Origin of the sequence: Pseudomonas putida, from assembly GCF_001636055.1 — a bacterium.
GTDB lineage: Bacteria > Pseudomonadota > Gammaproteobacteria > Pseudomonadales > Pseudomonadaceae > Aquipseudomonas > Aquipseudomonas machongensis.
This window is the reverse complement of record NZ_CP011789.1, coordinates 2,337,444-2,350,683: the sequence shown is the minus strand read 5'-3', so window position 1 is coordinate 2,350,683 and position 13,240 is coordinate 2,337,444. Positions and strand designations below refer to the sequence as shown.

At 58.9% G+C, this 13,240-nt stretch carries 12 protein-coding genes; 2 read left to right on the top strand and 10 right to left on the bottom strand.

The window, feature by feature from the left end:
- Window positions 1–12: 12 nt before the first annotated feature.
- From recR to dnaX, 3 genes are all read right to left on the bottom strand, one after another.
- Complete coding sequence (recR, locus tag AB688_RS10695; RefSeq protein WP_063543953.1) at window positions 13–615, bottom strand: recombination mediator RecR; 603 nt, start codon at window positions 613–615, stop codon at window positions 13–15.
- Window positions 616–698: 83 nt separating this feature from the next.
- Entirely contained in the window at window positions 699–1,034 is a 336-nt protein-coding gene (locus AB688_RS10690; protein ID WP_054893640.1) for a YbaB/EbfC family nucleoid-associated protein, read from the bottom strand.
- 62 nt (window positions 1,035–1,096) lie between these two features.
- Complete coding sequence (gene dnaX / locus AB688_RS10685) at window positions 1,097–3,151, bottom strand: DNA polymerase III subunit gamma/tau (protein ID WP_063543951.1); 2,055 nt, start codon at window positions 3,149–3,151, stop codon at window positions 1,097–1,099.
- A 132-nt stretch (window positions 3,152–3,283) separates the two neighbouring features.
- Here dnaX and AB688_RS10680 point away from each other — a divergent pair, with 132 nt between their 5' ends.
- Window positions 3,284–4,042: a substrate-binding periplasmic protein gene (locus tag AB688_RS10680; RefSeq protein ID WP_063543949.1), complete on the top strand. Its 759-nt coding sequence runs from the start codon at window positions 3,284–3,286 to the stop codon at window positions 4,040–4,042.
- Here the strand turns inward: AB688_RS10680 and AB688_RS10675 are convergent.
- The 5 genes from AB688_RS10675 to AB688_RS10655 all read right to left on the bottom strand — a co-directional run bounded on the left by AB688_RS10675 (window position 4,036) and on the right by AB688_RS10655 (window position 9,504).
- The gene (locus AB688_RS10675; protein WP_063543947.1) at window positions 4,036–5,976 is read right to left on the bottom strand and encodes a hypothetical protein; all 1,941 of its coding nucleotides are present in this window, start codon (window positions 5,974–5,976) and stop codon (window positions 4,036–4,038) included. The genes AB688_RS10680 and AB688_RS10675 overlap by 7 nt on opposite strands.
- A gap of 9 nt (window positions 5,977–5,985) precedes the next feature.
- Window positions 5,986–6,396 carry a hypothetical protein gene (locus AB688_RS10670; RefSeq protein WP_063543945.1) on the bottom strand — a complete coding sequence of 137 codons (411 nt, stop codon included), beginning with the start codon at window positions 6,394–6,396 and terminating at the stop codon, window positions 5,986–5,988.
- A 106-nt stretch (window positions 6,397–6,502) separates the two neighbouring features.
- A complete protein-coding gene (locus tag AB688_RS10665; protein WP_231100314.1) occupies window positions 6,503–7,123 on the bottom strand; it encodes a hypothetical protein in 621 nt (206 codons plus the stop codon).
- A gap of 1 nt (window position 7,124) precedes the next feature.
- Window positions 7,125–8,171 carry an N-acetylmuramidase family protein gene (locus AB688_RS10660; protein WP_054893635.1) on the bottom strand — a complete coding sequence of 349 codons (1,047 nt, stop codon included), beginning with the start codon at window positions 8,169–8,171 and terminating at the stop codon, window positions 7,125–7,127.
- Window positions 8,172–8,386: 215 nt separating this feature from the next.
- Window positions 8,387–9,504 (bottom strand): IS3 family transposase gene (locus AB688_RS10655; RefSeq protein WP_419555267.1). Its coding sequence is split into 2 segments (ribosomal slippage): window positions 8,387–9,303 and window positions 9,303–9,504, totalling 1,119 coding nucleotides; the frame shifts between segments, so codons are not numbered across the junction.
- Between the two features lie 474 nt (window positions 9,505–9,978).
- Between AB688_RS10655 and AB688_RS10645 the strand changes: the two genes are divergently transcribed.
- Window positions 9,979–10,683, top strand: coding sequence for a hypothetical protein (locus AB688_RS10645; RefSeq protein ID WP_063543939.1), 705 nt, complete (start codon window positions 9,979–9,981; stop codon window positions 10,681–10,683).
- A gap of 466 nt (window positions 10,684–11,149) precedes the next feature.
- Here the strand turns inward: AB688_RS10645 and AB688_RS10640 are convergent, their stop codons facing one another.
- Together AB688_RS10640 and AB688_RS10635 are read right to left on the bottom strand one after the other, a co-directional pair.
- Entirely contained in the window at window positions 11,150–12,106 is a 957-nt protein-coding gene (locus AB688_RS10640) for an SIR2 family protein (protein ID WP_196759885.1), read from the bottom strand.
- A gap of 28 nt (window positions 12,107–12,134) precedes the next feature.
- A complete protein-coding gene (locus AB688_RS10635; RefSeq protein WP_063543937.1) occupies window positions 12,135–13,235 on the bottom strand; it encodes a ParA family protein in 1,101 nt (366 codons plus the stop codon).
- Window positions 13,236–13,240: the final 5 nt, after the last annotated feature.

Genomic DNA, 13,240 nt, shown 5'->3' with positions numbered 1-13,240 from the left:
GCGCCCCAACACTTACAGCGAGATAGGACGGCGCCCGGCAAAGGCATGCGCAAGCGTGCCACCGTCCACCAGCTCCAACTCCCCACCCAGCGGTACGCCATGGGCGATACGCGAGGCAGTCAGGCCCTTCTCGGCCAGCAACTGGGCGATGTAATGCGCCGTCGCCTCACCTTCCACCGTGGGGTTGGTCGCCAGGATCACCTCGCTGAAGGTGCCCTGCTCCTCGATCCGCGCCATCAGTTGTGGAATACCGATCGCTTCGGGGCCCAGGCCGTCGAGCGGCGACAGGTGCCCCTTGAGCACGAAGTAACGGCCACGGTAGCCGGTCTGCTCTACCGCATACACATCCATCGGCCCTTCCACCACGCACAGTTGCGTGTCGTCGCGGCGTGGATCGGCACACTGCGGGCACAGCTCCTGCTCGGTCAGGGTGCGGCACTGGCGGCAATGGCCAACACCTTCCATGGCCTGGCTCAGGGCCTGTGCCAGGCGCGCGCCTCCGCTGCGGTCGCGCTCGAGCAACTGCAGGGCCATGCGCTGGGCGGTTTTCTGGCCGACACCCGGGAGCACACGCAGGGCATCGATCAGTTGGCGGATCAGGGGACTGAAGCTCATGTAGGCAGGCCTGTCAGTGTTACAGAATGAAGAAGGGAGCAGCGATCAGTCGATCGTGCTCCCCATGTACTGCAAACCGTCGATCAGAACGGCATCTTGAAACCAGGCGGCAGCTGCATGCCGGCAGTCATGCTGCCCATCTTGTCCTGGCTGTTCTGCTCGACCTTGCGCACGGCGTCGTTGAGTGCCGCGGCGATCAAGTCCTCGAGCACTTCCTTGTCGTCCGGATCGGTCGACATCAGGCTGGCGTCGATGTTGACGCGCTTGACGTCATGACGACCGGTCATCACCACGCTGACCAGACCTGCACCGGACTGGCCGGTGACTTCTGCATTGGCCAGCTCTTCCTGCATCTTGGCCATTTTTTCCTGCATCTGCTGAGCCTGCTTCATCAGGCCGGCCATGCCACCTTTCATCATGGGAGAATCCTCGATTGGGTCATGTATGCGGCCGGCACGAGGCCGGGCGCAAGGGGTTCGCTTCACTGCCCCGGGGTTGCCAGGGCCGCGTCTACAGGTTCGATTGTATCGTGCCGCACCCTGGCGCCGAACTGCTTGATCATCTGCTGGATGAGCGGGTCCTGCTCGATCGACAGCTCCGCGTCGTGCTGGCGCTCGGCGCGCTTGCGCGCGGCGGCCTGCGCGGGGGTTTCCTGCTCGGGGCGGATCAGCTCGATCTGCAGGCGTAGCGTACGCCCCAGATGCTGGTTGAGCGCCTCGTTGAGTCGGCGTTGCTGGGTGCTGTTGAACAACGCACCCTGGCCTGGGTCCAGGTGCAGCAGCCAGTCATCGCCATCGGCGCTGATCAGCGTACAGTTCGCGGCGATGTTGCCTGTCATACCGGAGACAGGCAACTGTGGGAATAATTCCAGCCATTGCAGGGCCAGGCCCGTGGCCGGCTGCGCCGCAGGCAGAGGCTCGGGCGCCGCCGCAGGCGCGTCCTCCTGGATATGCTCGGCGAGCTCGTCCAGGTAGCTGAAACCTGTCGGATCGGCTTGCGGCACGTAGTAATCGTCATCCGCACCGTCGTCGTCGCGCTCCATGCCGACCGACGCATACGCCGACGGATCGAAGGGCGGTTCGTCGTAGTCCGGCTGATCGTCAGGCGGCTGCGCGACGACGGCCGGGATGACCGGCGCCGAGGGCGCGACTGTTGGGGAGGGCTCTTCCCACGGCAGATCGACGACTGTCTCTGGCCCCGCAACGGCGTGCACGGGCTCGGGCTCGATCGCAGGCACCGCTTCCGGAGCCACGGCGGACGCAGCAGCAGCTACCGGCTCGGCGGCGGGTGCTTGATCGACCACAGGTGCGGGCGGCGCAACAGGCTCAGGCGCAGCGGCAACCACGGAGGGCTCGGCAACCACGGTCGCAGTTGCCACCGGTCTGGCTGGATCAGCTGTGGCCTGGCTGATCCCCACCGGCTTTAGCACAGGTTTCGGCGCGTCATCGGTGTCGGCCGGACGGAAGGCGAGCATGCGCAGCAGGACCATCTCGAAGCCGCCCCGCGGATCCGGCGCCAGCGGCAGGTCGCGCCGACCGATCAGGCCCATCTGGTAGTAGAACTGTACATCCTCGGCCGGCAACGCAGCCGCCAGCGCGAGCACCTTGTCGCGATCGCCCTGGCCGTTGTCCACCGCCTCCGGCAAGGCCTGGGCGATGGCGACCCGGTGCAGCACATTGAGCATCTCGGACAATACGCCATTCCAGTCAGGCCCCTGCTCGGCCAGGGCGCGCACCGCCTCGAGCAGCGCCCGGGCGTCACCTTCGAGCAAGGCCTGCAGCACACCGTACACCTGGCCATGATCGAGCGTGCCGAGCATCGCCCGCACATCGGCGGCCAGTACCTTGCCCTCGCCGAAGGCGATGGCCTGGTCGGTCAGGCTCATGGCATCGCGCATCGAGCCGTCGGCGGCGCGGCCCAGCAGCCACAGGGCATCTTCCTCGAATGGCACGTTTTCGGCGCCGAGCACGTGGGTAAGGTGCTCGACCACCCGCTCCGGGCTCATGTTCTTCAGCGAGAACTGCAGGCAGCGCGAAAGAATGGTTGCCGGCAACTTCTGCGGATCGGTGGTGGCGAGGATGAATTTGACGTAGGGTGGCGGCTCTTCCAGCGTCTTGAGCAAGGCGTTGAAGGAGTGGGTGGACAGCATGTGCACTTCGTCGATCAGGTAGACCTTGAAGCGTCCGCGGCTGGGCGCGTACTGCACGTTGTCGAGCAGTTCGCGGGTGTCTTCGACCTTGGTGCGGCTGGCGGCGTCGATCTCGATCAGGTCGACGAAGCGGCCTTCATCGATTTCCCGGCATACCGAACAGGTGCCGCAAGGTGTGGAGGTGATACCGGTTTCGCAGTTCAGGCACTTGGCGATGATCCGCGCGATGGTGGTCTTGCCGACCCCTCGGGTGCCGGTGAACAGGTAGGCGTGATGCAGTCGCTGGTTGTCCAGGGCGTTGATCAATGCCTTGAGCACATGGGTCTGGCCTACCATCTCGCGGAACGAGCGCGGGCGCCATTTACGTGCAAGAACCTGATAACTCATCAAAAAACCATCGCAGCCTGATCGAGCGGAAGATCGCTAATGCTAGCGGAGCGGGGGCAAAATTGCACCCTGCCCGGCTCGTCTAGACTATGGGCGCTGCCGGTGAACATGGAAAGTCCAAGGAGGATAGACGTGCGGCGACTTCTCGCCATCCTGTTGCTATGGAGCTCAAGCGGCCTTGCCGAGCAGCCGGTGCTGCGCTTTTCCGTCGCGGAGAGCTGGAGCATGCCGTTGATGCGCACCGAGGGCGACGTGCCGGTCGACGGCATTCTCTTCGACCTGATCCAGGCCCTGGCCCGCGAAGCTGGGGTACGCCCGCAATACCACGTGATGGCGCGCCTGCGCCTGGAGCAGGCCATGGCCGCTGGCGACATCGACGTGCGCTGCTACGTGGCCAGCAACTGGCTCAACGAACGGCCCGGTGAGTTCATCTGGAGCGTGCCGCTGATCCACCAACGCGACCTGCTGGTCGGGCGTGCTGGCGATGGGCTGCCCGGCGGCCTGGCGCAACTGCCCGCACAACCCATCGGTACAGTACTGGGCTACACCTACCCGACCCTGGACCCGATGTTCGCGCAGCGTCTGCTGACGCGGGAAGACAGCCGCAACCAGGACCTGGCCCTGCAGAAACTGCAAGCCAGCCGTTATCGTTATGCGGTGAGCAACCAATTGTCGCTGCAATGGTTCAACCGCCAGCAACCCCGGGAGCAGCGCCTGCGCCCGCTGGCCCTGCTGGAAGAGCAGGACCTGGGCTGCATGGTGCGCAACGACCCGGCCATTCCCGCTCAGCAGGTGCTGCGGGCCTTGGTGCGCCTGAAGCAGTCCGGCGAGATCGATCGGATCATCGAGCGCTACACCCAGGTGCAAGGGGCGCTGTCGGCCGATCAGTAGCCGTGTGACTCGCGGAATTTCTGGCCCTTGTGGTACGCCACCCACTCGTCCACATCGTAGGGCAGATACAGATGGCGCCGGGCACGTGACAGCGCGATATAGACCGCGCAGACCCGGTTGTCGAAGGCGTAGGCATCCTTGAACGGATTCAGCGCCATCAGCTCCTGGGTCAACAGCACGTGATCGAACTCCTGCCCCCCGGCCTCCTGCGCCGGCATCAGCAACAGGCTGTCCGGCTCATTGGAGAAGCGTGCCGACAAGGCGTTGAGCTCGGCAATCCGAAAACCATCCTGCAGCCGCGCCTCGACCCACAGGAATGACTCGTCGAAGCGATTGTCCTCATGCACTTGTCGCCAGTTCAGCGCATGGGCGAAATAGGCATGCGTGTCCTGGCCATCGCTGCCCGCGCCATAGAGGTCGGCACGGAACAACTGCACGGCGCTGGACATGAAACGCTGCATCCCGACGTTATCGGAGAAGCCCACCCGGCACTGGTTGTCGGCCAGTTGCATGGCCCACTTCATCGAATCCCAGGGCGACGCGGTGAGCACCACACAACCTTGCGGTGGCACGAAATCGAGGGGGTAGTGCTCGATGCCGACATCCACGCTGCCGGCGCCTTCGAAGGCGAGCTTGGATTTTTGCGAATGCACCCCGATCAGCGGGTTGATCAGCCGCTCCACTTTCGGCCCGCAGCGCACCGAGAAGGCGATGTCGCGCTGGCGCACCTGACGAGCGCGGCGCAGCCCAGGCCCGTCGGCACGCTGGTATTCGTCACCCAGCGTGATCAGCACCTGGCGGCCACGCTTGATGATCTGCATCAACGGGCCAGGCATGTCCTGGCTCTCGTCGACGATCACATGGCTGTAGCGGCTCGGCACACTGTGGCCAGCGAGGCTGGCGCGCTTGAGCAGCAGCAACGTGGGGAAGCCGGTCTGGCGATCCCAGGCAGGATTGTCCTGCAGATAGGTCCACAGGCGGCTGGCGTATTCGAGCAGCACCTGGCTATCCAGCCGCGACAGCGCCTGGGCGAAGTGCGGAAGGTGGCGCACAGTGAGGCTGTGATCGCGAGACTCACAGTAGTTTTTCAGCAGCTCCAGGCAGATATCCAGAGTCTTTTCGCCGTCGTATTGGCGAAAGCCCAGGATGTTCAGGGTTTCGGCCACCGCGCGCTTGCCCGGCAGGCGTGCCGATGCGCGTGCGGCAGGCCGCCCAGGCACGCTCAGCAGGGCCTGGGCAAACTCGGCGAACGTCTTGCCAGCCTTGGAGCCTTTTCCGATACGCCGCCGCAGGGCGTCGAGCTTGCCGGGCGTACGCGCCAGTGCCAACACCCGCCCCCTGGGCAGGCAATCGATCAGCGCTCCCAGCAGGTAGCTCTTGCCGATGCCCGCATAGCCCTGCACATGCAGGTCTTCGTCAGGATTGGCGCGCAGCACCCGCAGCAACTTGTCTTGCTCGCGGGTCAGCCAGCGCTCTTTATTGAAGCCGGTGATGGCCTGCTGGCTGAACGGATTGTGGCGCGGGTGGCGAAGCGACCTGAAGCGCATGTCCCAGGTCCCGTCAGCCAACAAGTACTCGCGCTGCGCCACCTCCTCGGCCCCCAGCAGTTGCAAGCGCGAGCCCTTGATGACTTCCAGGCCGAAATACAGCTTGCGCGCATCGAACAGCCGCCGCGCCTCGGAGCCCAGCCCTACGCCCGGCGCATGCGGCCCCCGCACCGACCACTGCAGCAACCTGGCCAGCACCTTTTCCGCCGCCGCAGGGTCGAGCACCTGCTCGCGCGCCTGGGACAGGTTCTGGATCACCAGCACCGCCGCCAGCTCCGGATCGCTCAACCCTTCGAGCCCGGAGGCATCCTCGAGCAGGCCTTGGCAGACTTCCAGGGTGACGGGAAGAAACACGGTGTCGGCGAAATCGTAATGTTCAGGTTGCATGCGCGCAGGTCATTCGCTGGTGTCGGGATTGGCTTCAAGTTCATAGGCGTAGGCGCCCAACGAGCCGGACATGCCGCCCGGGTAGACGCGCCGCGCGTCATCCTCGCAGCGGGCTTCGGCAGCCAGTGCGCTATCGAGCTCGTGCAGCGCCATCTCCAGCAGCTTGCGCAGGTCCTGGGCATTGCGCGCCGAGACGCTCAGGCGAAAATCCAGCCCCGGTGCCTGATCGACCGCTGCTGGGGTGTCGGCTGCGGGCGTGGCTTCGCCAAGGATGCGTTCGTGTTCCTCTTCCATCTGGTCGAGTACTTTCGAAAGCTCAAGGGTGCGCTCGGGGTGCGAGGCCATCTGGTCCTTGATCTCCAGGCGGCGCGCTTGCCAGTCGCGGATGCGCTGGCGGGTCAGATCGTCAACCTGATCCATGCTGATGGCCTCTCTCAGAAATGGGTGGGCTGCGAGAGGCGCATCATAAGCCTGTTTGCCGATAAATGCAGGTGCGGCGGGCTCGGCTCGTCACCCGAGCTCAGCTTCAGCCCTTGGGCGCAACGAGTCGGCGGTACTGATCCTGGCTGATCCAACCCGTGAACGAGCGGTCGTCCTGGTTGATGAACTCGACCTTGGCCCAGCCGTCCTTGAACGCCAGCACGCCCACTACATCGCCTTTGACGATATAGGGTCGTTTGCTCGCGCTGCTGCCCGCCTGCTTGCGCAGATAGGCCTTGTCGGCAGTGACCGTCAGCAGCGCGATCCAGGGCTTTTCCGCATAGCGACTGAGCTCCAGCCCCGTGGCGATCTCCGGCATCAGCACACTGACGCAGCCGGGGTGCTCGCGGCCTCGTGCAACGGTGAGGGTAACGCCATCGCCCGTGGCCGCCAGGCTGCCGGGGAAGGTCTGGTCTTCCCAGGTGGCCAGCGCAACCGCCCCATCGCCGCTGATCTGCCCCTTGAGGTAGAAGGTGCAATGCCGGGTCACACCTTCGCCAAGGGTCTCGGAATAATAGCCCTCCACCTGGCGATCCGGCGTGACCGCCAGCATCAGCGCATCGTATTGCCCAGGCTTCAGTACGGCGGCGTCTGCATGAACAGCCCCGGACAATCCCAGCAGTGCGGTGGCCAGAACAGTCAGTCGCCGCGAGAAACTCTTTGCCATGTCACTTCTTCCCTTCAAGTGCTTCGTAGGCCTTCTTGATACGCACGTCATAGTCACCATAATCCTTGCCGTTGTAACTGGCGGCCATGCCGGCGTAGTCCTTGTTCTTCGCAGCCTTGATAAACGACGGGTTCTTGCTGCAGAAACCGAGGAAGGCCTTGAGTTGCTGCCCGGCATTGAGTTTCATGGCCGCGACGAATTCAAACACATTGGCATGCCCGCAATCGGCGAAGTTGAAGCCCATGATCTGGAACATGCCCCAGGAAGCAGATTTCAATGCCGCCTCCTGATCCAGCCCGAATGCCGTGGCCATGGTTTCCCAGGCCTTGGCCTGGTCCTTGTTGTTGGCTTGCCACTGCGGGCCGGCTTTCTTCTTGTACTTGTACGAGAGCAGCGGATGAGTCTGGTCGTACTTGTGCTTGGTATAGCGCTGGAAGTGATGCCCCTCGAAGGCAATCACCGGCAGCTTGGCCGGCCCGAAACCCGAACGGCCACCCGACTCCACCGTGGCAAATGCCTTGATCAGGTTGGCTGAAATGCCGTTGCCCAACTGAGTGGCGGCGTTCTGGAAGTCGCTGTCGCTGAGCGTCATGCCGCCATCGCAGGTGACCTGCAGCACCATCTGCCGATTGCGCCGCTCGGCTTCGATCACCGCGCGCATCCGGTCCAGATAATGATTGACCGTGGCCTGCACCTGGGCGTCGACATTATTGGCGAAGACATTGATGAAGGTGGGCAGGCGCAGTGCTGGAATCAACTTGACCGGCACTCGAACAGCCTCCTCGACCAGGCTGTTGAAGGTGCGCCCATTCGGATCGACGACCCCATCGGGATGCGCGTACTTCAGGTGACGGAACTGGTACTGACTGATGCGCTGCACCAGCTGCCCGTCGCAACGGCCATTCTCGGGCAATGGAAAACCGAGCCGCGGGATGAGTAGGTTGAACAGGTACTGGATGCACTGAACATCGGCGGGCAAGTTTCGGGCTTTACCGGGCGTGCCTACCGAAGCGCTGATAAGACTGGGCAAACCTTGCAGGCTTTTCATTCAATGCGTCCTTGCTCGTCATAAATTGATATCAAATCAATATCACTTAAGTGCCACTGTCATATTTTGAAATATATGGCGGACGCAAACTAACAAGGGTGTTTTCAGTTGTCCAGAACCGGATTTCAAGGCTGTGAAGCAGTCTTCACCCGCAGCGAGAATCGCTAGGCTTCGAACTGACTCATGAAGAGCAAGGCTGAATCGCCCCTGGTTTCCTAGACACTCTCCAAGCTCAGGAAATAGCGTTTCTCATACTCTACTGGAGACAGCTGCATAGCACTGCTGTGTCGACGCTTGGGGTTATAGAACATCTCGATGTAATCGAAAAGATCACTTCGGGCTTCGTCACGCGTTGCGTAGATCTTCCGTCGGATTCGCTCCCGTTTCAAAAGCTGGAAAAAGCTCTCGGCTACGGCATTGTCGTAGCAGTTTCCCCGTCGGCTCATGCTGCTGATCACATTGTTGGCCTTCAGGAAGCTTTGCCAATCTGAGCTACTGAACTGACTGCCTTGGTCTGAGTGAATCATCACTTGCTGCTGTGGCTTGCGTCGCCACACGGCCATCAGCATGGCGTCGATGGCCAGGTCGCTGCTCATCCTGGGCTTCATTGACCAACCAATGACTTGGCGAGAGATAAGATCCAGCACTACCGCCAGGTACAGCCACCCTTCATAGGTGCGGATGTAGGTGATATCGGTCACCCAGACCTTATTCGGCTCACAGACCTTGAACTGCCGGGCCAGATGGTTGGGCGATGCCACTGTTGGTTTTCCGCCATAAAACCCAGGACGACGGCGATAGCCCGTTTGCGAACGCAGCCCCTCTGCCTGCATCAAGCGACCGACTCGATTTCGCCCACAAATCTCTCCTAGCTCTCGCAGGTCATCGTGAATCTTGCGGTAGCCATACACGCCGCCGCTTTCTAACCAGGCCTGCTTGATCAAGCCAAGCAGGCGCTGATCTTCTTTGGCTCGGGCAGATTGAGGCTCGGCCAACCAAGCGTAGTAGCCGCTGGGATGCACCTTGAGGGTTTGGCAAAGGCGACGCACTGGGTAATCCGTCGAGTGCTTGTTGATGAAGGCGTACTTCAGCCGCACTCCTTGGCAAAGTACGCGGCGGCCTTCTTTAAGATGTCTCGCTCTTCTGTCACCCGCTTGAGTTCAGCGCGTAGCTTGCGCAGTTCAGCCTGCTGATCATTGTCTTGCTGACGCTGCTCTTGGGGCTTGCTGTAGACCTTGATCCAAGCGTAAGGGCTGTGCACGGACATGCCCAGGCGCTGGGCGACCTCGGCGACAGGTTTGCCTTTTTCGGTCACTTGCTTGACCGCTTCGATCTTGAATTCTTCGGGCTAACGCTGACGACTCATGGCACCTCCTATTTGGGCCTCATTATGAGGCTTGGAGGTGTCTACGAAACCAGGGGCGATTCAGTTTGATCCAGGCCCAACACGCTCATCCTTCCGCATGGTAGTTGCTACCTTATAACTGTTCTCGGTAGAGCCGAAGTCGATAATCTGCGGTTCAGTCATGTACGAATTCTTCAGAGCGCCAGCCATCAAGCCTGTCTTACGCTCAACCGTGAACTACTTGCCGATGAAGATATGGCTTATCGAGCTTTCGGAAGCAGAGACTGCCCGCTCTACGGTACAGCGGTAGTCAGGTAGCGCCCAAGCATTCCCCATCCCAATCAATGTGACGAATGCAGCTATCCCTGCTGATTTCAGCTCGACGCCCCCTGTGTAATCACGTGATGATACAGAGTGGCCACACCTAACCGAAGGTATTCGGTCTATAGCAAAGGAAATCTGATGACCGCAAAATCTACATGGACGCCGATGATAGCCGACGCCTACGCCAAGAGGTATGGCGAGGTGGCGCAAGACTTTCTGTCACTGGTGGTTGAGCCATCGTTAGCTGCCCTGGAGCTGAGAAGGGCTGAGATCGCTGCACAACCAGATCAGATAGTTGCCGCCTTCCATTTGTACGACCACTACCATCTGATGACCAAGACGAGTATGGCGCTGTGTTTAGGCATCCAATCGCTGTGGGAGCAACAGTTACGCGAATACCTTGGCAATTGCGGTTCACGAGTTCATCTGAATAGTTCAACGCGGAGCAACATTAAAGGGGCAAACTGGGGTGTCTCCGGTAGATTCCCTTCTTTGAACCAACTGTTTGTCGAGATCCGCGGTTTAGAGCTTGAGAACTTCACGTCCTACAAGCGCCTTGAGAAGCTTCAGCTACTAGGGAACGTATGTCGGCATGGTGAGGGCGGATCAGCGGTAAAGCTCCGGGCGAATTACCCTGAGCTATGGCCGAGCTGTGAAGCCGATAGCTTAAGGTCGGTAGACGGTATGCTGATCTCCACTTTCCTACTGCGGGACTTGGTGAATGCCGTGGTGTTGTTCTGGCTGGACATGGATATTGCGTGTACTGAAGCCCTGATTCCAAATAACCCAGCTATGATCGAGGAAGTGGCAAGATTGCGAGCCTTAAGGCCTGCCCTCCTATGACTCAGGCAACACCCTACTGAAACTATCATTTCCCAAACAGGCGTGAAGCTACACGAATTTAGCAGCAAGCCAATCGATGCTAGACACACTCGCACATTCGAGGTATCACCACATGGACGACAAGGCCGCAATAGCCGCAGACACCCTCGAACTACGATGATGAATCAGACAGCCATCCGGGCCGCCCTGGAAGAGTTGTCGTTATGGGTAAGCCAGCGGGGCTCGACTCACATTCATGAGAACGTGCTAGGAGCCTTGGAAACGCTGGACGGGAACACAGCAGCAATTCTCTTAGGAATAGGTAGGTTACGATCGTAGATTCACAGAGTACGAGCCAAGTGCCTCCAACAGCCGCCAGCGGGCGGCGGGCGGCTTTTAGTACCTGTAATGTTTTAGTCAGCAGCAGTGAGCAACATGGCCCGGTGGTTTGCCATTGACATAGCCCGAAAGGAATTGTCGCGTGAATTCATGAGCCAGTAGCGTTGGCTTCAAATTGAGTAGCATTATCCAAAGTCGCTTCTCCCAACACTGGCTCGGGCACTTCAAGAGACTCATTATCCGGCTCATTCTCGACAAAGTTCATCATGTCACTTACAAGCGTGCGGTAGCGAGCTCGGGCCTGCCTGCCCAAGTCTTCAATAAGTGGCGCTAAGGCAGCGTGATTATCCTTAGAGTCGTACTGAATCACGACTAGCTTTCTAAGCCGCTTATGAACCTCAACTATATTTTCCTCTATACCTTGCGGAGTGAAGATGTAATGTGGGCGCGACGTCGGATAACGAAGAGTATACATCTCCATCAGAGACGTAATAGCCGGATCATCCATCGAAAACCCCACATATATGAAAGTGAAGTTTAAGAGCAAAGCCTCAAGGAAGTTGGAGTAGTTTTCATTACCAAATGCAAGCCTAATATATTCAGAACGCGAAAATATAAGACTCCTAGCATCATCAAAGGTCCCATGAATCTTTAGAAGGTATTTGCCCTCATGATCCTTGAGAACACGAAAAACTTGTTGATCAACCCCAGATATAACTTTAGGGAGATGTGTTCCCCCATCCGTAAAATTCGCCCAAGCGGTTTCGATTAGCTTATCAAAGTTCGTGGTAATAATGATCCGCTGACGAAGCCCAAGCAACGCCGCATGAAGTGGCGAAGGAGTTGCCTGCTGACCAAACTCGGCTGTAACGATATCCCCCCAGTCATCACCAAAATGATGCTGAAGCAATTCACAAGCCAGCAAGTAATCCTTTCCATCTAACAACCTCACGAGCTGAGCCCTTAATGGATCATCAGTCCTCTGTGCACAGTCACGCAGAAACTTCGGCCACCCTGCAATACGTTGCCCACTTGCAGTAATAGCACTTGCAGAAACCCCTGCACCGAGGAAAAGAACTACTCTTTGGCGAGCCAAATCACCCAAAAGGTCTCGGTTAAATACCCTAGACAATTTAGAGACCCTTCGAAGTAATCAAATTCTGGAGATACCGACGAGCAATATCTCGATAAATTTCCCGTGCCTGTTTCCTCATCTTCGTGTAGCTACCAGTCCCGAGAACTGAAATCATTGGAACATGCTGGCTTTGAGAACGGGGAGCGAGACTACCCAAATGACGAATATCCCCCAAGTGAGGATTCGTTACTTCATGATCATAGAAATCCCCCAAATTCCTCGCCACTTCAGCCGGGAAACTGGATCCGATATCTTCGTAAGCCTGAACGCGGCGGCGAGTTTTAATCTCATCGCCACCATCTTCGCTTGCTTCCTTGTCATAACCAGCACGCTCTTTATGCTGCTGGGTAACATACCCGAGGAAACCCAGACTCCACCCTGACTTTAGCCCAGCAAGCTCTGATGGTTCCTCAGCAAGCTTGAGGCCAATGGCGAGCTCCTTCTGCCAGACACCAACCGTACTCCCGATATTCTTAATCGCCCAAACAGAGAAGATATCAATAGACATCGGGACTACGAAGTAGTCCATCGCCAACAAAACGGCTCGGTTAATCGCACCCAGCGATGGCCCCATATCAAAGAACACGAAGTCGTAAGACAGCTCTTTCGCTTGGCGAACTAATTCAGCAAAAACGAATGTGGTGCGAATACCGCGCATCCCACCACCCCGCGCGTCTCTCCAATCGCCGGCCAGCAGGTCTTCCTGCAAGGCAAGACGCGGGTCACCAATAATGATATCGAATCCGAAACTTTCACTCTTCCTGATTGGCAGAGTATCGCTATATCCACGCCCCAAGGAGATAGGGCGAATAACACTATAAACACTCGAGGGATCACTCTCCGAGTAAATATCTAATGATTCATCCTCACTCAGAACATATTGAGTAAAGTTACACTGTGGATCAGCATCAACGACAAGAACTTTTGCGCCAAAATTCAACGCAAGCTCTGCGGCCAAGTTTGCAACCAAGGTGGTCTTACCGACACCCCCCTTGTTGTTGAAGAAACAAATCGCTTTGGTGCCAGAGGCTTTCACGTCTTGGAAAAGCTTCAGGTCTTCCTCGGAAAGCGGCAGATTAGGTGTTCTTTTCCTGGCCATCTGGA

Coding starts and splice junctions, on each gene's coding strand:
- recR (WP_063543953.1), bottom strand. CDS start 615: ATGAGCTTCAGTCCCCTGATCCGCCAACTGATCGATGCCCTGCGTGTG.
- AB688_RS10690 (WP_054893640.1), bottom strand. CDS start 1,034: ATGATGAAAGGTGGCATGGCCGGCCTGATGAAGCAGGCTCAGCAGATG.
- dnaX (WP_063543951.1), bottom strand. CDS start 3,151: ATGAGTTATCAGGTTCTTGCACGTAAATGGCGCCCGCGCTCGTTCCGC.
- AB688_RS10675 (WP_063543947.1), bottom strand. CDS start 5,976: ATGCAACCTGAACATTACGATTTCGCCGACACCGTGTTTCTTCCCGTC.
- AB688_RS10670 (WP_063543945.1), bottom strand. CDS start 6,396: ATGGATCAGGTTGACGATCTGACCCGCCAGCGCATCCGCGACTGGCAA.
- AB688_RS10665 (WP_231100314.1), bottom strand. CDS start 7,123: ATGGCAAAGAGTTTCTCGCGGCGACTGACTGTTCTGGCCACCGCACTG.
- AB688_RS10660 (WP_054893635.1), bottom strand. CDS start 8,171: ATGAAAAGCCTGCAAGGTTTGCCCAGTCTTATCAGCGCTTCGGTAGGC.
- AB688_RS10645 (WP_063543939.1), top strand. CDS start 9,979: ATGACCGCAAAATCTACATGGACGCCGATGATAGCCGACGCCTACGCC.
- AB688_RS10635 (WP_063543937.1), bottom strand. CDS start 13,235: ATGGCCAGGAAAAGAACACCTAATCTGCCGCTTTCCGAGGAAGACCTG.